Origin of the sequence: Kineococcus aurantiacus (assembly GCF_013409345.1) — a bacterium.
Lineage (GTDB): Bacteria > Actinomycetota > Actinomycetes > Actinomycetales > Kineococcaceae > Kineococcus > Kineococcus aurantiacus.
This window is the reverse complement of sequence record NZ_JACCBB010000001.1, coordinates 3,942,168-3,960,580: the sequence shown is the minus strand read 5'-3', so window position 1 is coordinate 3,960,580 and position 18,413 is coordinate 3,942,168. Positions and strand designations below refer to the sequence as shown.

The 18,413-nt window shown below is 75.3% G+C and carries 18 protein-coding genes and 1 tRNA gene; 12 read left to right on the top strand and 7 right to left on the bottom strand.

Going from position 1 to position 18,413, the window contains the following annotated elements:
* The first annotated feature begins 1 nt into the window (after position 1).
* Positions 2–2,062: an MMPL family transporter gene (locus BJ968_RS18980; RefSeq protein WP_179754476.1), complete on the top strand. Its 2,061-nt coding sequence runs from the start codon at positions 2–4 to the stop codon at positions 2,060–2,062.
* On the opposite strand, the gene BJ968_RS18975 is transcribed toward BJ968_RS18980, so the two are convergent.
* Genes BJ968_RS18975 through BJ968_RS18965 form a run of 3 tightly spaced genes read right to left on the bottom strand, consistent with a single transcriptional unit; the run spans position 2,014 to position 4,699 of the window.
* A complete protein-coding gene (locus BJ968_RS18975; RefSeq protein WP_179754475.1) occupies positions 2,014–3,090 on the bottom strand; it encodes a bifunctional RNase H/acid phosphatase in 1,077 nt (358 codons plus the stop codon). The two genes, BJ968_RS18980 and BJ968_RS18975, sit on opposite strands and share 49 nt — an antisense overlap.
* Positions 3,087–3,830, bottom strand: a complete 744-nt coding sequence (locus BJ968_RS18970; protein WP_179754473.1) for a zinc ribbon domain-containing protein — start codon at positions 3,828–3,830, stop codon at positions 3,087–3,089. The genes BJ968_RS18975 and BJ968_RS18970 overlap by 4 nt, the downstream gene beginning before the upstream one ends.
* Positions 3,831–3,838: 8 nt before the next feature.
* Positions 3,839–4,699: a Nif3-like dinuclear metal center hexameric protein gene (locus BJ968_RS18965; RefSeq protein WP_179757025.1), complete on the bottom strand. Its 861-nt coding sequence runs from the start codon at positions 4,697–4,699 to the stop codon at positions 3,839–3,841.
* Between the two features lie 38 nt (positions 4,700–4,737).
* Here BJ968_RS18965 and BJ968_RS18960 point away from each other — a divergent pair.
* Positions 4,738–4,810, top strand: a tRNA-Val gene (locus BJ968_RS18960).
* Here BJ968_RS18960 and BJ968_RS27185 read toward each other — a convergent pair.
* Both BJ968_RS27185 and BJ968_RS18950 read right to left on the bottom strand, forming a co-directional pair.
* Complete coding sequence (locus BJ968_RS27185; protein ID WP_425491591.1) at positions 4,770–5,279, bottom strand: redoxin domain-containing protein; 510 nt, start codon at positions 5,277–5,279, stop codon at positions 4,770–4,772. The two genes, BJ968_RS18960 and BJ968_RS27185, sit on opposite strands and share 41 nt — an antisense overlap.
* Positions 5,280–5,281: 2 nt before the next feature.
* Positions 5,282–5,710: a DUF3052 family protein gene (locus BJ968_RS18950; RefSeq protein ID WP_179754471.1), complete on the bottom strand. Its 429-nt coding sequence runs from the start codon at positions 5,708–5,710 to the stop codon at positions 5,282–5,284.
* A 180-nt stretch (positions 5,711–5,890) separates the two neighbouring features.
* Here BJ968_RS18950 and fdhD point away from each other — a divergent pair, with 180 nt between their 5' ends.
* From fdhD to fabF, 8 genes are all read left to right on the top strand, one after another.
* On the top strand, positions 5,891–6,760 hold the full coding sequence (gene fdhD / locus BJ968_RS18945; protein ID WP_179757021.1) for a formate dehydrogenase accessory sulfurtransferase FdhD: 870 nt from the start codon (positions 5,891–5,893) through the stop codon (positions 6,758–6,760).
* 73 nt (positions 6,761–6,833) lie between these two features.
* On the top strand, positions 6,834–9,587 hold the full coding sequence (gene aceE / locus BJ968_RS18940; protein WP_179754469.1) for a pyruvate dehydrogenase (acetyl-transferring), homodimeric type: 2,754 nt from the start codon (positions 6,834–6,836) through the stop codon (positions 9,585–9,587).
* Positions 9,588–9,599: 12 nt separating this feature from the next.
* On the top strand, positions 9,600–10,037 hold the full coding sequence (locus tag BJ968_RS18935) for a hypothetical protein (RefSeq protein ID WP_179754467.1): 438 nt from the start codon (positions 9,600–9,602) through the stop codon (positions 10,035–10,037).
* A gap of 16 nt (positions 10,038–10,053) precedes the next feature.
* Positions 10,054–11,280 (top strand): helix-turn-helix domain-containing protein, encoded by a 1,227-nt coding sequence (locus BJ968_RS18930; protein WP_179754465.1) that lies wholly within the window; start codon positions 10,054–10,056, stop codon positions 11,278–11,280.
* A gap of 54 nt (positions 11,281–11,334) precedes the next feature.
* Positions 11,335–12,297, top strand: a complete 963-nt coding sequence (locus tag BJ968_RS18925) for an acyltransferase domain-containing protein (protein WP_179754463.1) — start codon at positions 11,335–11,337, stop codon at positions 12,295–12,297.
* The gene (locus BJ968_RS18920; RefSeq protein ID WP_179754461.1) at positions 12,294–13,403 is read left to right on the top strand and encodes a beta-ketoacyl-ACP synthase 3; all 1,110 of its coding nucleotides are present in this window, start codon (positions 12,294–12,296) and stop codon (positions 13,401–13,403) included. Before BJ968_RS18925 ends, BJ968_RS18920 begins: the two co-directional genes overlap by 4 nt.
* 88 nt (positions 13,404–13,491) lie before the next feature.
* A complete protein-coding gene (locus BJ968_RS18915) occupies positions 13,492–13,737 on the top strand; it encodes an acyl carrier protein (RefSeq protein ID WP_179754459.1) in 246 nt (81 codons plus the stop codon).
* 85 nt (positions 13,738–13,822) lie between these two features.
* Complete coding sequence (gene fabF, locus BJ968_RS18910) at positions 13,823–15,100, top strand: beta-ketoacyl-ACP synthase II (protein WP_246314161.1); 1,278 nt, start codon at positions 13,823–13,825, stop codon at positions 15,098–15,100.
* A gap of 102 nt (positions 15,101–15,202) precedes the next feature.
* On the opposite strand, the gene BJ968_RS18905 is transcribed toward fabF, so the two are convergent.
* Positions 15,203–15,709 (bottom strand): DUF3145 domain-containing protein, encoded by a 507-nt coding sequence (locus BJ968_RS18905; RefSeq protein WP_179754455.1) that lies wholly within the window; start codon positions 15,707–15,709, stop codon positions 15,203–15,205.
* A gap of 243 nt (positions 15,710–15,952) precedes the next feature.
* Here BJ968_RS18905 and BJ968_RS18900 point away from each other — a divergent pair, with 243 nt between their 5' ends.
* Together BJ968_RS18900 and BJ968_RS18895 are read left to right on the top strand one after the other, a co-directional pair.
* A complete protein-coding gene (locus BJ968_RS18900; protein WP_179754453.1) occupies positions 15,953–16,375 on the top strand; it encodes a hypothetical protein in 423 nt (140 codons plus the stop codon).
* A gap of 13 nt (positions 16,376–16,388) precedes the next feature.
* Positions 16,389–17,027: a hypothetical protein gene (locus tag BJ968_RS18895; RefSeq protein WP_218885166.1), complete on the top strand. Its 639-nt coding sequence runs from the start codon at positions 16,389–16,391 to the stop codon at positions 17,025–17,027.
* 119 nt (positions 17,028–17,146) lie between these two features.
* Here the strand turns inward: BJ968_RS18895 and efeB are convergent, their stop codons facing one another.
* Complete coding sequence (efeB, locus tag BJ968_RS18890) at positions 17,147–18,403, bottom strand: iron uptake transporter deferrochelatase/peroxidase subunit (RefSeq protein ID WP_179754451.1); 1,257 nt, start codon at positions 18,401–18,403, stop codon at positions 17,147–17,149.
* Positions 18,404–18,413 lie beyond the last annotated feature (10 nt).

The window sequence follows — 18,413 nt, the reverse complement described above, 5'->3', positions numbered from 1 at the left end:
CGTGCGCACCCTGACCGGCCGGCTGACGGCCTGGCTCGTCCTGCTCGCCGCCCTGGTCCTGACCGGCGTCGTCAACGCCGTCAGCGGCCAGGCCCCCGACGGCACCTCCGCCGCCACCGGCGGACCCCCCGCCTCCAGCGAGTCGGTGCGCGCGGCCGCCCTGGCCGGGCAGCTGCCCGACGACGGCCGGGGCGCCCTGCTCGTCGTCTACTCCCGCGACGGCGCCCTCACCCCCCAGGACCTGCGGGCCGCCGCGGCGCTGGGCACCCCTGTGCCCAGCCAGGACGGCGAAGCCGCCGTCGTCACCCTCACCGTGCCCGTCGACGTCCCCCGCGAGCAGCTCGCGCAGACCGTGGCCGACGTGCGCGAGCGCGCCGGCCGGGACCTGCCCGCCGGCCTGGACGTCCAGGTCACCGGCGGCCCGGCCTTCAGCGTCGACATCGCCGACTCCTTCTCCGGGGCCAACACCCGCCTGCTGCTCGTCACCGCCGGCGTCGTCGCGCTGCTGCTGCTCGTGACGTACCGCTCCCCCGTCCTGTGGCTGGTCCCGCTGGTCGTCGTCGGCACCGCCGACCAGGTCACGACCCAGCTGCTCGAACTCGTCGGCCGCCTCACCGACACCCCCGTCGACCCCTCCGCGACGGGCATCACCAGCGTCCTCGTCTTCGGCGCCGGCACCGACTACGCGCTGCTGCTCATCGCCCGCTACCGCGAGGAGCTGCGCCGCGAACCCGACCGGCGGGCCGCCATGCGCGCGGCCCTGCGGGGCGCCGGGCCCGCCATCGCCGCGAGCGCCGTCACGGTGGTCCTCGCGCTGCTGACCCTCCAGGCCGCCGTCCTGCCCAGCGACCGGACCATCGGCCGGGACGCCGCCATCGGCATCGTCGTCGCGCTCGTCTTCGGGCTGCTCGTCCTGCCCAGCGCCCTCGTCGTCTGCGGGCGCCGGCTGTTCTGGCCGTTCGTGCCGACCGTGGGCTCGAAGGACACGACCCGCACGGGCGTGTGGGCCCGCATCGCCGGCGCGGTCCTGGCCCGGCCCGTGCGGGTCGTGGTCGGCTCGGTCGCGCTGCTGGCGGTGCTCGGCGCCGGGCTGAGCGGGGCGACGCTCGGGCTGTCCCAGACGGAGCAGTTCCGGGTCAGCGCCGACTCCGTCGACGGTTCGCGCACGCTGTCCGAGCACTTCCCCGGTGCAGCCGCCGAACCCGCGCAGGTCCTCCTCACCAGCGACGTCACGAGCGACGTGCCCGGTGGCGTGGAGGCCGTCCGGACCGCCGCCGCGGCGGTCGAGGGCGTCACCTCGGTCACCGTGGGCCGCAGCGCCGCGGGCACCACCGAGCTCCTGGCCCGGCTGGCCGCCGACCCGGGCACCGCGGCCAGCCGCGCCACCGTCCAGGCGCTGCGGGACGCCCTGCCCGACGGCGCGCTGGTCGGCGGCACCGAGGCGCAGGCCCTCGACGTGCGGACCGCGACCGTGCGGGACCTGCGCGTGGTGACCCCGCTCGTCGTCCTCGTGGTCCTGGTCGTCCTCGTCGTGCTGCTGCGCTCCCTCGTGGCGCCGCTGCTGCTCGTCGCCACGGTCCTGGCGACGTACCTGGCGGCCCTCGGTGCGGCGAACCTGGTGTTCACGCAGCTGGCCGGGATGCCCGCCCTCGACACCCAGGTGCCGCTGCTGTCGCTGCTGTTCCTCGTCGCGCTGGGGGTGGACTACAACATCTTCCTCGTCACCCGCGTCCGGGAGGAGACCCCGCAGCTGGGCACCCGGGAGGCGGTGCGCGTGGCGGTGGCCGTCACCGGGGGCGTCATCACTAGCGCGGGGGTCCTGCTGGCCGCGGTGTTCGCCGTCCTCGGCGTCCTGCCGCTCATCGTGCTCACCCAGATCGGCGTCGTCGTCGGCATCGGGGTGCTGCTGGACACCCTGCTGGTCCGCACCGTCCTCGTCCCGGCGCTGTTCGCGCTGCTGGGCCACCGGGTGTGGTGGCCCAGCCGCCTCGACTCCCCCGGCGGGGCGCACCGTCAGAGCCGGTTGACCGCCAGCACCTCCGACGTGCCGTCGGCGCGGTAGCGCAGCAGCGTGCGGGACCCGGGGTCGACGTGGATGCGGCGCTGCATCTGCGGCCCGACCCCCAGCACCGAGCGCAGCAGCACGCGCAGCGGGTCGCCGTGGGTGACCAGGACGACCCGCTGGCCCGCCCACCGCCGCAGCAGCGCGTCCCGGGCCTGAAGGACGCGCCGCTCCACGGTGAGCAGCGACTCCCCGCCGGGCGGGGCCGCGGACCCGGACTCGTTCCACGCGGCGAACTCCGCGGGCCAGCGCTTGACGACCTCCCCGGCCGTCAGGCCGTCCCAGTCGCCGAAGTCCGTCTCGTCCCACAGCGGGTCGACCGTCACCTCCAGCCCGAGGCGGTCAGCGATGGCCCGCGCGGTCTCCCGCGAGCGGCGCAGTGTCGAGGACAGCACGACGTCGGCCCCGACGACGTCCGGGCAGGCGGCGGCGGCGACCGCCTCGGCCCGCCCCCGCTCCGACAGCGCGGGGTCCTCGCCGTAGCGGCCGGAGACCCGGCGCTGCTCGGTCAGCGCCGTGGACCCGTGCCGGACCAGGACGATCGTCGTCGGCGGCGCGTCGGGGTTCGCCGGCGCCGCGGGCCTGCCGGTCGGGGCCGCGGTCCGCTGCCACTGCTTGCCGGCGGCCGCGGCGTCCATGGCCTCGTTCGCCAGCCGGTCGGCGTGGGAGTTCTGCGCGCGCGGGATCCAGCCGAAGTCGACGTCCCCGCCGGCCAGCGCCCGCGCCTCCTGGGCCAGGACGCGCATGTCGGCGTGCTTGACCTGCCAGCGGCCGGACATCTGCTCCACGACGAGCTTGGAGTCCATCCGGACCTCCACGCGCGCGCCGGGGTCGATCGCCCGGGCCGCCTTCAGGCCCGCGATGAGCCCGCGGTACTCGGCGACGTTGTTCGTCGCCCGGCCGATCGACTCGGCGACCTCGGCCAGGACCTCACCCGTGGCGGCGTCCTTGACGACGGCCCCGAAACCCGCCGGGCCGGGGTTGCCCCGTGAGCCGCCGTCGGCCTCGACCCGAAGGACCGCGCTCAAAGACCCGACTCCTCCGTCCGGACGAGGATCCGCCCGCACTCCTCGCAGAACACGACGTCGTCGGAGGCCGCCTTGCGGATCTCGGCCAGGTCGGAGGCGTTCAGCTCCAGCTGGCAGCCGCCGCACCGGCGCGAGCGCAGCAGCGCCGCGCCGACCCCGCCGCGCGGGGCGCGGACCTTCTCGTAGAGGGCGACGAGGGCGTCGTCGACGCCCATGACGATCGCCTGCCGGCGGGCCAGGACGGCGGTCTCCTCCGCGGCGATCTCGGCCAGGGCGCCGTCGCGGCGGGCGGTGACCTCGGCGATCTGGTCGGCCAGCTCGCCGTCGGTCGTCGTCAGCTCGGCCGCGGCGAACTGCACCTGCTCCAGGCGCTCGAGGACCACGAGCTCCTCGTCCTCCAGGACGCCCTGGCGGCGGCCCAGGGACTCCAGCTCGTGCTGCAGCCCCTGCAGGTCCTTGGCCGAGCCGGTCCCGGTCTCCAGGCGCTTGCGGTTGCGGTCGGCGCGCTCGCGCACCTGCGCGACGTCGGCCTCGGCCTTGGCGACCTGGCGCTCGACGTCGCCGACGAGGGTGCGGGCGGCGACGAGCATGTCCGCGGACCGCTGCCGCTCCTTGACCAGCCCGTCGAGCTCGGCCTGCTCGGGCAGGGTGTTCCGGCGGTGCGCGAGCTGGGCCAGACGGGTGTCGACGGTCTGCAGGTCCAGCAGACGCTGCTGGTCGATGGCGGGAGCCTTGGGCATCGCCCCGCTCACTCTCCTCGGCTGGGGACGCGCAGCGACCAGGGGTCGGTGCGCGTGGTGGACACGTGGGCAGCCACGGTACGGCCGCCGGCGGCCAGGGCCACCACCAGGCGGTCGGCGCAGCCGGCCAGCCAGGGCCACTCGCTCGCCCAGTGCGCCACGTCGACGAGGTGCGGGCGGCCGTCCTCGAAGGCGGCGCGCTCGCGGGCCTCCGAGGCCGGGTGGTGGCGCAGGTCGGCCGTGACGTAGACGTCGGCGCCGCTGGCGCGCACCCGGTCGAACAGGCTGTCCCCGGACCCGCCGCACACCGCGACGCGCTGCACGAGCGCGTCGGGGTCGCCGGCGAGCCGGACGCCCTGCTCGGTGCCGGGCAGCGCGGCGGCCACCCGGTCGGCGAAGTCGCCCAGGCGCTCGGGGGCCGCGAGGTCGCCCACCCGGCCGATGCCCAGGTCCGGGCGCCCCGGCAGGGGTTCCAGCGGCACGAGGTGGTCGAGGTCGAGGACCCGCGCCAGGGCGTCGGAGACCCCCGGCGCCCCCGCGTCGGCGTTGGTGTGCGCCACGTAGATCGCCAGCCCGGCGCGGACCGCGCGGTGCACCACCGCGCCCTTGGGGGTCGTCGCGGCGACCGAGTGCACGGCGCGCAGCAGCAGCGGGTGGTGGGTGACGAGCAGGTCCGCGCCGGCCGCGACGGCCTCCTCGACGACCTCGGCGACCGGGTCGACGGCGAAGTGGACGCGGCGCACGGGCGCGGCGGGGTCACCGCAGACCAGGCCCACCGCGTCCCAGGGCTGCGCCCACTCCAGGGGGTGCATGGCCTCGAGCGCGTCGACGACCTGCTGCAACGTGGGAGCGGCCGGTGGGTCGGGGATCACGGGTCACGACACTAACGGCTACCGTGGTCCCGCAGGGGCCTGTAGCTCAGTTGGTAGAGCACCGCGTTTACACCGCGGGTGTCGTCGGTTCGAGACCGGCCGGGCCCACCCCCGGCTCCGCCCCCAGCGCCTCCAGGGCCGCCAGGTGCGCCTTCAGCGGCCGCGGCGCCCCGTGCTCGCCGCGCAGGACCCAGCGCACCCGCCCGTCCACCACCAGCAGCGACAGCCGGCGCGCCACCCCGAGCTCGGCGTCGAAGGCCCCCAGCGCCCGGCACACCTGACCGTGCGGCCAGAAGTCGCTGAGCAGCGGGAACGGGTAGACGCGGTCCTCGCCCCAGGCCCGCAGCGCGGGCACGGGGTCGCACGACAGCGCGGCCAGCTGCACCCCGGCCTCGTCGAACCGGTCGACCTCGAAGGCGAGGGCGCCCAGCTCGGCCGTGCAGTGGGTGGAGAAGGCCGCGGGCACGCAGACCAGCAGCGCGGGACCCTGCTCCCACAGCTCGCGCAGCGCGAGCCGGTCGCCGTGCTGGTCGGCCAGGACGGTGTCGGGGACGGGGAAGGCGTCCCCGACCGCCACGTTCAGCGGCGCCCGCTCTTCGGCGTGGTCATCCGGGTCCCCGCCCAGTTCGCGCTCGCGCTCACGCTGGAGGTCGCGTGCAGGCCCGCCGTGGGCGCCGCCTCGTCGATCTCGGAGGCGTTGACGCTGCCCGGGCGTCCCTTCTTGGGGGTCAGGAGCCAGACGATGCCGCCGTCGGCGAGGTTGGTGATGGAGTCCACCAGGGCGTCGACCAGGTCGCCGTCCCCCTCGCGGTACCAGCAAAGGACCACGTCGGCGACGTCGTCGGCGTCCTCGTCGAGCAGCTCGCTGCCGACGATCTCCTCGACGGCCGCCCGGAAGTCCTCGTCGACCTGCTCGTCCCAGCCGAACTCCTGGACCAGTTGCCCAGGCTTGAAGCCGAGCTTGGCCGCTGCGGCCACATCCGCCGCAGGGTCCGCGGTCGCACCCACTGATGTCCTACCTTCCTCGATGCCCCCCGGGGGCGCTGCCCCGGGAGCCGACGCTGACGCTCTTGACCTCCTAGTGGAGCGGAGGAACGGTGCTCGGCGCAAGACGGAGCGCGGTCGGCGCGACCACGACCCCTCTCGCGGGCCCCGCGGGGGCACCGGTGAGACAGTGGAGCGGTGGCGATCTCCTCGGTCCGCACGCGCACGGTCCGGCTGGACCTCGACGCGGGGTCGGCGTCCGAACGTCCCGACACCCTCGCCGTGGAGGAGCCGCTGCAGCTGGAGGTCGACGGCCGCGAGCTGACGGTCACGATGCGCACGCCGGGCCACGACGTGGAGCTGGCGCTGGGCTTCCTGCACGCCGAGGGCCTGCTGCACGACGCGGGCGACGTGGTGGCCATGCGGCACTGCGCGGGCACCGGGCCGGACGGGGAGCCGACGCACAACCTGCTGCGCGTCACCGCGCGCGCCGGCAGCCGCCTGGCCGGCGAGCGCGTGGCGCGCCCGTTCACGACGACCTCGGCCTGCGGGGTGTGCGGCTCCCTCAGCGTCGGCGACGTCCTGGCCCGGGTGCCCGCCCCGCTGCACGACGACCGCGTCGAGGTGGGCCCGGACGTCCTCGCCGGGCTGCCGGCCGCGCTGCGGGCCGCGCAGGCCACCTTCGAGCGCACCGGCGGCCTGCACGCCGCCGGCCTGTTCACCGCCGACGGCGAGCTGCTGTGCCTGCGCGAGGACGTGGGGCGGCACAACGCCGTCGACAAGGTCGTGGGCTGGGGCCTGCGCGAGGGGCGGCTGCCGCTGCGCGCCACCGTGCTCGTCGTCTCCGGCCGCGCCTCGTTCGAGCTCGTGCAGAAGGCGGCGATGGCCGGGGTGCCGGTGCTCGCCGCGGTGTCCGCGCCGTCGTCGCTGGCGGTGTCCCTGGCCCGGGAGGCGGGCATGACGCTGCTCGGCTTCGTGCGGCCCCCGCGGGCGAACGTCTACGCCGGTGAGCACCGGGTCGCGCGCCCGGCGGGGACCGGGGTGGGTCCGCGTCCGACGTCCGTCCTAACCTGAACCCACCAAATGGGTCCGACGCGCCCCCACCCGGCCGCGGGGGACCCTCGACGAATGCGGGAGGACCACCACCGTGGCCAGACGCGATGAAGCGGGAGCACCCGCCGGCAAGGGCCCCATCCTCAACGGCCTGCCGTCGCAGTTGCCGGACATCGACCCCGAGGAGACCGCCGAGTGGCTGGCCTCGCTCGACGGGGTCGTCGACGAGCGCGGCCAGAACCGGGCCCGCTACCTCATGCTGCAGCTGCTGCAGCGGGCCCGCGAGCGCCAGGTCGGCGTCCCCAGCCTCACCGCGACCGACTACATCAACACCATCGGCCCCGAGTCCGAGCCCTGGTTCCCGGGTGACGAGGAGGTCGAGCGCCGCTACCGCGCGTGGATCCGCTGGAACGCCGCGGTCATGGTGCACCGCGCCCAGCAGCCCGGCATCGGCGTCGGCGGCCACATCTCGACGTACGCGTCGTCGGCGACGCTGTACGAGGTCGGCTTCAACCACTTCTTCCGCGGCAAGGACCACGCCGGCGGCGGGGACCAGGTCTTCATCCAGGGCCACGCCTCCCCCGGCGTCTACGCCCGCGCCTTCCTCGAGGGCCGCCTCAGCGAGGAGCAGCTCGACGGCTTCCGCCAGGAGGTCTCCAAGGCCCCGAACGGCCTGTCGTCCTACCCCCACCCCCGGCTCATGCCGGACTTCTGGGAGTTCCCGACGGTCTCGATGGGCCTGGGCCCGGCGAACGCGATCTACCAGGCGCAGTTCAACAAGTACCTGCACAACCGCGGGTTCAAGGACACCTCGCAGCAGCACGTCTGGGCCTACCTGGGCGACGGCGAGATGGACGAGCCGGAGTCGCGCGGCTTCGCCCAGCTCGCGGCCTACGAGGAGCTCGACAACCTCACGTTCGTCGTCAACTGCAACCTGCAGCGCCTCGACGGCCCGGTGCGCGGCAACGGCAAGATCGTCCAGGAGCTGGAGGCGTTCTTCCGCGGCGCGGGCTGGAACGTCGTCAAGGTCCTGTGGGGCCGGGAGTGGGACTCCCTGCTGGCCGCCGACCACCAGGGCGCGCTGGTCAACCTCATGAACGCCACCCCCGACGGGGACTACCAGACGTTCAAGGCCGAGAACGGCGCGTTCGTCAAGGAGAACTTCTTCGGCCGCGACCCGCGCACGGCCAAGCTCGTCGAGGGCATGTCCGACGACGAGGTGTGGAACCTCAAGCGCGGCGGCCACGACTACCGCAAGGTGTACGCGGCGTACCAGGCGGCGGTGAACCACACCGGGCAGCCGACGGTGATCCTCGCCAAGACCATCAAGGGCTACGGCCTGGGCCCGCACTTCGCCGGGCGCAACGCCACGCACCAGATGAAGAAGCTGACGCTGGAGGACCTCAAGCTCCTGCGCGACTCGCTGCGCATCCCGATCAGCGACGAGCAGCTGGAGAAGGACCCCTACCGCCCGCCCTACTACCACCCCGGTGACGGCGACGAGGCGATCCAGTACCTGCGCAAGCGCCGCGCCGACCTCGGCGGGCCCGTCCCGCAGCGCCGCGTCCAGCACGCCCCGCTGCACCTGCCCGGCGACGAGTCCTACAAGATCGCCGCCAAGGGCTCGGGCAAGCAGGAGATCGCCACCACCATGGCCTTCGTCCGGCTGCTCAAGGACCTCATGCGGGACAAGGAGTTCGGCGCCCGCGTCGTGCCCGTCATCCCCGACGAGGCCCGCACCTTCGGGATGGACTCGCTCTTCCCGACCCTGAAGATCTACAACCCGCACGGGCAGAACTACACCTCCGTGGACCGCGAGCTGATGCTCGCCTACAAGGAGTCCGAGCAGGGCCAGATCCTGCACGTCGGCATCAACGAGGGCGGCTCGCTCGCGGCCTTCACCGCGGCGGGGTCCTCGTACGCCACGCACGGCCAGCCGATGGTCCCGATCTACGTCTTCTACTCGATGTTCGGGTTCCAGCGCACCGGCGACGCCATCTGGGCTGCGGCCGACACCATGGCCCGCGGGTTCATGATCGGCGCCACGGCGGGCCGGACCACCCTGACCGGTGAGGGCCTGCAGCACGCCGACGGCCACTCGCTGCTGCTCGCGGCGACCAACCCGGCGGTCGTGTCCTACGACCCGGCGTACGCCTACGAGATCGGGCACATCGTCAAGGACGGTCTGCGCCGCATGTACGGGGAGTCCCCCGAGAACCTCATCTACTACCTGACGGTCTACAACGAGCCGGCCGTCCAGCCGGCCGAGCCCGAGGGCGTGGACGTCGAGGGGATCCTGCGCGGCATGCACCGCGTCGCGACCGGCGAGGGGGACGGCCCGCGCGTGCAGCTGCTGGCCTCCGGCGTCGGGGTGGCGTGGGCCTTCGAGGCCCAGAAGCTGCTCAAGGAGGACTTCGGGGTCGTCGCCGACGTCTGGTCGGTGACGAGCTGGAACGAGCTGCGCCGCGACGGCCTCGCCAGCGACGAGCACCGGTTCCTCAACCCCGGCGACGAGGAGCGCGTGCCGTACGTGACGCGCAAGCTGCAGGACGCCCCCGGCCCGGTGGTCGCCGTCAGCGACTGGATGCGCCAGGTGCCCGACCAGATCGCGCAGTGGGTCCCGGGCGACTTCGCCTCCCTGGGCGCCGACGGGTTCGGCCTGTCCGACACCCGCGCGGCGGCCCGCCGGTACTTCCACATCGACGGCCCGTCCGTGGCGGTCCGCGCCCTGGAGATGCTCGCCAAGCGCGGCGAGGTCGACTGGCGCGCCCCCGGCCAGGCCATCGAGAAGTACCAGCTGCACGACGTCCGCGCGGGGCGCAGCGGCAACGCCGGCGGCGAGAGCTGAGGTGAGCGGCCGGTGAGGGCCCGGCAGCTGCTGCCCGAGGAGGTGGGGATCACCGTCCTCGGGCGGTTGCTGCTGGTCGGCGCCGTCGGCGGCGGCCTGGTGGGCGGCGCCACCGGCGCCGTCCTCGGCTCGGGCCTGCCGCTGGACCGCTGGGACGCCGTGCCGGTCTACGCCGGCGTCCTCGTCGGGCTGGTGGCCGGCGTCCTGACGCAGGCCGTGACGGCGCTGGTCGTGCACCTGGTGCACCGGCGCGTGCAGTGGGACACGGTGCTGCGCACCGCGCTGCTGCCCCCGGTCCTGGGGTCGGGGTCCCTGGTCCTGGCCGTCGGGTCCGCGCTGCCGCCGGACCTGGCCCTGGCGGCCGTGGTGGCCGCCGTGGCGCTGACCGCGGCCACGGCGCTGCGGACCGTCCGGTGGTGCCTCGCCCCGTACCTGCTGCCCGACTGGTAACCCCTACGCTCGCAGGGTGCCCGCCGACAGGACCGAGCTGTCCCCCGAGACGGTCCGACGCCTGGAGGCCGCGCAGGGGTCCTTCGCGTCGGCGATCACCGCCCGCATCGACCAGGCGCACCCCTGGTACGGCGACCTGCCCGCCGACGAGCGCTCCTGGGTGGGGCTGGTCGCCCAGGCCGGGTTCGGCGACTTCCTGCGCTGGCTGTCCGAACCGGACCCCGACGTGCTGGCCGGGACGGCCGTCTTCGGGGCGGCCCCGCGCGAGCTGATGCGGTCGGTGACCCTGCAGCAGACCGTGGAGCTGGTGCGCACCGCCATCACGGCCGTGGAGGAGGGCCTGGACGCCGTCGTGGGCGACGGCGAACCCCACGAGCAGGTCCTGGCCCGCGAGGCGCTGCTGCGCTACTCCCGCGAGGTCGCCTTCGCCGCGGCCGCCGTCTACGCCCGAGCCGCCGAGGCCCGCGGCGCCTGGGACGCGCGCCTGGAGGCGCTCGTCGTCGACGCCGTCCTGCGCGGCGACGGCGAGGACACCATCGCCTCCCGCGCCGCCGCCCTGGGCTGGACGGCGGTGGCCCCGACGACGGTCGTCATCGGCCAGGCCGCCGGGCAGGAGTCCGCCGGGGCCGTGGCCCGCATCCGCTCCCTGGCCCGCGAGGACGGCGGGGAGGCCCTGGTCGGCGTCCAGGGCGATCGGCTCGTGGTGGTGCTCTCGGGCACGCCCGACGCGCACGCCAGCGCCGAGCGGCTGGCGCTCACGGAGTTCGGGCCCGGCCCCGTGGTGGTGGGGCCCACGGTCGCCAGCCTGCCGGTCGCGGCCCGCTCGGCCCGCGCGGCGCAGGCGGGCGTGGTCGCGGCGCGGGCGTGGCCGGAGGCCCCCCGGCCCGTGCTGGCCGACGACCTGCTGCCCGAGCGGGCGCTGTCCGGGGACGCGACGGCCCGGCGGGCGCTGGTCGACCGCGCCTACGCCCCGCTCGTGGAGGCCGGCGGGGCGCTGCTGGAGACGCTGACGGCCTACCTGGCCCACGGCGGGTCGCTGGAGGCGTGCGCGCGGTCGCTGTACGTGCACGCCAACACGGTGCGTTACCGGCTGCGCCGGGTCGCGGAGGTCTCGGGCTGGACGCCGTCGGCACCGCGGGAGCGCTTCGTGCTGCAGACCGCCCTGGCGCTGGGCCGGCTGTCGCAGACCACCGCACCCGTCCGGAGCACGCGCTTGGAGGAACCCTACAAGTCTGGGGGGTGAACTCGGTGAGCGTCGTCACCGCCTCCGGGGGGTCCCGGCAGGCAGGGTGAGCGGGTGCTCGTCTTCGTCTTCCCCGGCCAGGGCTCCCAGTCGCCCGGCTTCCTCGCCCCCTGGCTCGAACTGCCGGGTGTGGCGGACCGGTTGCGGTGGGCCTCGGCCGTCGTGGGCGACGACCTCGTGGCGCACGGCACCCTGTCGGACGCCGACACCCTGCGTGACACGGCCGTCGCCCAGCCGCTCATCGTGGCGGCGGGGCTGCTGGGCCTGCGCGAGCTGTTCGCCGGCCCCGCCGAGCTGGCCGCCGCCGCCACCGCCGTTGCGGGGCACTCCGTCGGGGAGCTGACCGCGGCCGCCGCCACCGGCGCCCTGACCCCCGAGCAGGCCCTCGTGCTGGTGCGCGAGCGGGGCCGCGGGATGGCGGCCGCCGCGGCCGCGCGGCCCACGGGCATGAGCGCGGTCCTGGGCGGCGACCCCGACGAGGTCGCCGCGCGGCTGGCCGAGCTGCAGCTGACCCCGGCCAACGCCAACGGCGGCGGGCAGACCGTCGCCGCGGGCACCGTGGAGGCCCTCGCGGCGCTGGCGGAGAACCCCCCGGCGAAGGCCCGCGTGATCCCCCTGCAGGTGGCCGGCGCCTTCCACACCGAGCACATGGCCCCCGCGGTCGGCGCCCTGGAGCAGCTCGCCGCCGGCATCGACCCCGGCACCGCGGCCGTGCCCGTCGCCGCGAACGCCGACGGCGAGCTCGTCACCGACGGCGCGCAGTTCCTGCGCCGGCTCGTCGCGCAGGTCTCCCGCCCCGTGCGCTGGGACCTCGTGACCGGGACGTTCGCCCGGCTGGGGGTGACCGGCCTGATCGAGGTGCCCCCCGCGGGGACGTTGACCAACCTGGCCAAGCGCACACTGAAGGGTGTGGACGTGCTGGCGCTGAAGACGCCGGACGACCTGGACAAGGCCCGCGCCATGATCTCCGACCACGGTGGCGTGGCCGCCACGCTCACGACGGAGGCCGCCCTGTGACCGCTCTGACCAACGCCCCCACGCGCGAGGCCCGCATCCTCGGCATCGGTGCGCACCGCCCGCCGCGGGTCATCGACAACGAGGAGGTGTGCACCTGGATCGACAGCTCCGACGAGTGGATCCAGCAGCGCACCGGGATCAAGGCCCGCCGCTGGGCGGCCCCGGACGTCTCCGTGGTCGACATGAGCGAGGACGCCGGGGCCAAGGCGCTGGCCGCCGCCGGCCTGACCGGGTCCGACGTCGACGCCGTGATCCTGGCGACGGTCTCCTACCCGTACCAGACCCCCGCCGCCGCGGCGGTCGTCGCGCACCGCCTCGGCGCGACGCCCGCGGCCGCCTTCGACATCTCCGCCGGCTGCGCCGGGTTCTGCCACGGCATCGCGCTGGCCACCGACCTCGTGCGCGGCGGCACGGCCCGCAACGTCCTGGTCGTGGGCGCCGAGAAGCTGTCCGACTTCACCGACAAGCACGACCGTTCCACGGCGTTCCTGTTCGCCGACGGCGCCGGCGCCGCGGTCGTCGGGGTCTCCGACGAGGTCGGCGTCGGGCCGACGGTGTGGGGCTCGGACGGCGGCCAGTCGGAGCTGATCAAGAGCAAGTTCTCCTGGATCGAGCTGCGCGGCGTCATCGACGGCACCGCGGCGTCCTCCCCGGACCCGATCGCCACGGCGACCGCGGCCGAGCCCGCCTCCGAGCTGACGCCGGAGCCCGCGACCGGGCCCGCGTCGGAGCCCGGGCAGGCCCCCGGCTGGCCCTACCTGGAGCAGCAGGGCCAGTCGGTCTTCCGCTGGGCGGTGTGGCAGATGGCTCCCGTCGCCCAGGCCGCGCTCGACGCCGCGGGCGTCACGGCCGACCAGATCGACGTCTTCGTCCCCCACCAGGCCAACGCGCGGATCATCGACGCGATGGTCAAGCAGCTCAAGCTGCCCGAGACCGTCCACGTGGCCCGCGACATCGTCGACATGGGCAACACGTCGGCGGCCTCGATCCCGCTGGCGGTGGAACGCGCCATGGCCGATGGGGACGCCCCCTCCGGCGGCCTGGCGCTGCTGATCGGTTACGGCGCGGGCCTGTCCTACGCCGCCCAGGTGGTCCGGCTCCCGTAGCCGGCTGTTGTTCTCCTGGCCGCGATCCCCGCGGTCAGGTCGTTCCGGTGACCCGTCCGGGTCACCGTCCACACGGATGGAGCCACGCATGGCCAGCGAGCAGGAGATCCTCAGCGGTCTCGCCGAGATCGTGAACGAGGAGACGGGCCTGCCCACCGACAGCGTCGAGTCGGACAAGTCCTTCACCGACGACCTCGACATCGACTCGCTGTCGATGATGACGATCGTCGTGAACGCCGAGGAGAAGTTCGGCGTCCGCATCCCCGACGAGGACGTCAAGAACCTGCGCACCGTGGGCGACGCCGTCGCCTACATCTCCCAGGCCCAGGGCTGACGAGCACCCCCGGCCGGCCCGCACCCGCGGGCCGGCCCCCCTGCACCACCCACGCCGTCTGAGTTCCAGGAGGAGCTGACCGACCATGACCATGACCACGACCCCGTCGACCTCCACGAGTTCGTCGCGTCGCGTCGTCGTCACCGGGCTGGGGGCCACGACACCGCTCGGCGGCGACGTCCGCACCAGCTGGGAGGCCGCGCTGGCCGGCCGCTCCGGTGCGCGACCGATCACCGACGCGTGGATCGACGAGTTCGAGCTGCCCGTGACGTTCGCCGCCCAGGCCGCCGTGCGCGCCGACAGCGTGCTGGAGCGCCGGGAGATCAAGCGCCTGGACCCCTCCCAGCAGTTCGCGGTCATCGCCGCCCGCGAGGCGTGGGCCGACGCCGGCTCCCCCGAGGTGGACCCGCTGCGGCTGGGCTCGGTCGTCGCGACCGGGATCGGCGGCATCTGGACCCTGCTGACCGCCTACGACACGCTCAAGGAGAAGGGCGCCCGCCGCGTCCTGCCCCTGACCGTGCCGATGCTCATGGCCAACGGCCCGACGGCGGCCATCAGCATCGAGTTCACCGCCCGCGCCGGGGCCCACACCCCCGTCAGCGCGTGCGCGTCCGGGGCCGAGGCCATCGCGTACGGGGCGGACATGATCCGCTCCGGGCGCGCCGACATCGTCCTGTGCGGCGGCACGGAGGCGGCGATCCACCCGCTGCCGATCGCCTCCTTCACCTCCATGCACGCCATGTCCCGGCGCAACGAGGACCCCGAGCGCGCCTCGCGGCCCTTCGACACCGCCCGCGACGGGTTCGTCCTGGGCGAGGGCGCCGGGATCCTGGTCCTGGAGTCGGAGGAGCACGCCACGGCCCGCGGGGCGCGCATCCACGCCGAGCTCCTGGGCGCCGGGCTGTCGGCGGACGCCTACCACGTCGCGGCCCCCGAGCCCGAGGGCGCCGGTGTGAGCCGCGCGATCCGCGACGCGCTGAGCCAGGCCGGGCTGTCCCCGCGCGACATCGTCCACGTCAACGCCCACGCCACCTCGACCCCCGTCGGGGACGTGGCCGAGGACAAGGGCCTGCGCCTGGCCCTGGGCGACGCCGTGGACGGCATCGCGGTCTCGGCGACGAAGTCGATGACGGGCCACCTGCTGGGGGCGGCCGGGGCCGTGGAGAGCATCTTCACGATCCTGGCGCTGCGCGACCGGATGGCCCCCCCGACGATCAACGTCGACGACCTCGACCCGGAGGTCACGCTCGACGTGGTCCGCAAGGAGTCGCGCCCGCTGCCGGCGACGGGGACGCTCGTGGGCCTGAACAACGCCTTCGGCTTCGGCGGCCACAACGTCAGCGCGGTGTTCGCCGCCCGCTGACGCGGGTCCCCCGCGCGGGGTGCGGGGCCTCCCGGACGACGATCCGGGGGCCGCGCACCCCGCGCTGCCGCGTGCGGGGTGGGCGGTGCGGGCTGGGCGGGGTCAGCCGACCTGGTGCAGCCAGCGCACGGGGGTGTCGTCCCCGGCGTGGCGGAAGGCCTCGAGCTCGCAGTCCCAGGCCTCCCCGACGGCCAGGGCGAGGGCGCGGCGGGCGCCGGCGGCGTCGCCGACCGTCAGCAGCTCCATGGCGGCGTGGATGCGGTCCTCGGGGACGTGGGTGTTGCCGTGGACGTCGGTCACGGCGTGGAAGATGCCCAGCGCCGGGGTGTGGCTCCAGCGGCCGCCGTCGCAGCCCTGGGAGGGTTCCTCGGTCACCTCGAAGCGCAGGTGGGCCCAGCCGCGCAGCGCGGACGCCAGGAGCGCACCGCTGCCCTGCGGCGCCTGCCAGGAGTACTCCGCCCGCAGGCAGCCCGGAGCGACCGGCTGGCTCGTCCAGTCGAAGGACGCACGCACGCCGAGGACACCGCCGGCTGCCCACTCGATGTGCGGGACGAGCGCTCGCGGTGCGGAGTGCACGAAGAGCACGCCGCGGGTCGTCGCACCGGACATGCCTGTCTCCTTCTGCGTCGGTGTGAGGGACGTCTTCCCCAACGACCTCACGACACGCAGAACGACCGACCGTCGTACGTCGACTACACGGTGTGCAGCTCCTTGCCGGGCCCATCATGCACCACGGATCAAGGTGACGACCAGCCGTCCGCAGGACCTCCACACGCGGGCTCAAGTCCGGGGCCCCCCGCGCCGATGGAACGGACGACCCGAACGACCACCACCGACGAGGGGACGCCCCGCGTGGACGACCAGCCCACCCCGCCCGCGCAGCGCACCGCCGGGGAGATCTCCGAGGTCATCCGGCCCGCCGCGATCGTCCCCGAGGAGGCCGCGCGCTCGGTCCTGGTCGAGCTCGCCCTGCGCGACGTGCAGAACGGCGGCGTCTGGCAGGCCGGGCCGTCGCTGTGGAGCCGCTACGACCGCCCCTGGCTGGGTGCGGACAACGCCGCCGGCGCCGAGCTCATCGGCCGCATCCACGTCGCCTACGGCACCCCGACGAAGTACGAGATCACGATCTACCGCGTGACCGTCACCCTCTTCGGCAGCCAGCTGGGGTGGAGCGTGGAGTCCCTGTGCGACGAGGCCCTGGGTCACGGCGGCCTGCGCCTGCAGGACTGCCCGCGCGCGACCCTCGCCGCTCCCCCGGCACCGTTCCGCGGGTGACACCATCGGGTCCGTGCCCGATGCCGTCCCACCCGCCCGTCGCCACCACCGCCCCGCGCTGCCCGGCGACGAGGCCATCGTCGCCCTCGCCGGGGGCGTGGACCCCTCGGCCGTCCAGGAGGCCGCGCACGCCGCGGCCAGCGCCCTCGTCCACGGGGCCCGCAGCGCCCGCGACGCCGAGGTGACCCGGCGCGTCGTGCGCCTGGCCCAGGACGAGGGCCTGGAGGTCATCGCCGACCTGTGGGCCGACGCCCCCGCCGACTCCCTGGCCGGGGCCCTGTGGCGGCTGTACGTGCTGCGCACGTGGGTCCAGCGCCAGCCGGTGGCCGTCTCGCGCCAGTTCGCCGAGGGACGCCGGCACGCCCCCGTGCTGGAGGTCGTGGCGGGGGTGGCGGACCCGCCGGGCCCGCAGGAGGTCGCGACGGTGGTCGACGCCGTGCTCACCGGGGTCGCCGAGGGCGACTTCGCCGTGACGCTGGAGCGGGCGGCCGCCTTCTGCCGGGTCCTGGCCATCGGCCGGGCCCACCACGCCGACGCGCCCGCCGAGGACGACGCGGCCTCCGAGCTGACCCGGTCGGCGGCCCGGCTGGTGCGCACCGCCGAGCAGCTCGAGCACGTCGCGCACCGCTGGCGCGCCGGCGAGCTGGGCTGACCCGGCCGGCGGCACCGGCGTTACAATGGGAGGGCGTCGGGCCGCGGTAGCCCCGGGTCCCAATGAAAGCCGCTACGAGCGGCCGTGCGCCGTGAGGCGCTTCCCGGTCCGGCGCACCCTCACGTGAACAGGCCCTCGCCCCAGGCGCCACCGGTGCCGATCCCCGGCGGGCAGGCGAAGACGCCGGACCCGGTGTGCTTGAGGTACTCCGTCAGCGCGTCCTGCGCCCCGAGCTTGCGCTGCAGCGGGACGAACTGCCGGTGCGGGTCGTTGCCGAAGACGATGAAGAACAGGCCCGCGTCGAGCTGACCGGTCGCCACGTCCAGGCCGTCGGTATAGGAGTAGCCGCGGCGCAGCAGCTTGACGCCGCCGTTGGTCTCGGGGGCGGCCAGCCGCACGTGCGCGGCGACGTCGATGGCCGGCGTGCCGTCCGCACCCGTCTTCGCCAGGTCGAGGGCGTCGAACTCCGCCCTGCCCGACAGGGGCGCGCCGGACGCCTTGGCGCGGCCGATGACGCGCTCCTGCTCCCCGAGCGAGGCGCGGTCCCAGGCCTCGACGAGCATCCGGATGCGGCGGGCCACCAGGTAGGTCCCCCCGCGCATCCACTCCTGGTCGACCGCCGGCGCGCCCTGCCCGCCGACCCAGACGTGGCGGTCCAGGTCCGTGGTGTCCTCGGCCTTGAGGTTAGCGGTGCCGTCCTTGAAGCCCATGAGGTTGCGCGGGGTGGACTGGGCCGCGGAGGTCGTGGAGGTGCGCCCGAACCCCAGCTGCATCCACCGCACGCGCACGACGCCGCGGCCGGTGCGGACGAGGTTGCGCACGGCGTGGAAGGCGACCTGCGGGTCGTCGGCGCAGGCCTGCAGGCACAGGTCGCCGCCGACCTTGGTGGGGTCCAGCTGCTCGCCGGGCAGCGGGGGCAGCTCCTCCAGCGCGGCGGGCCGGCGGTCGGCCAGCCCGAAGCGCTCGTCGAACAGGGAGGGCCCGTACCCCAGGGTCACCGTGAGGTTGGCCGCGGGCAGCTCGTGGGCCTCGCCGGTGTCCTGCGGGGGCTCGTCGGCGGCCCCGCCCAGCCCGCCGGAGCCCCCCACGGGGGTGCCCGCGGCCATGGTGGCGGCGTCCGCGCTCCAGCGCTGCAGGACGTCGGCGAGCTCCCCGGCCCGCGACGTCGTGACGTCCAGCGCCGCGAAGACGAGGGAGTCCTGCTGGGCGGTGGTGATGCCGGCCTGGCGGGCCCCGTGGAAGGGCACGGTGCCGGGGGCGGCCGCGGCGTGGCCGGGCCGGGCGGCCAGGGCCGCGACACCGGCGCCCACGCCGGCGGCGCCGGCGACCGCGGCGCCGGTCAGGACGCCGCGGCGGGAGGGGCGGGGAGCGCTCACGGGACGATCA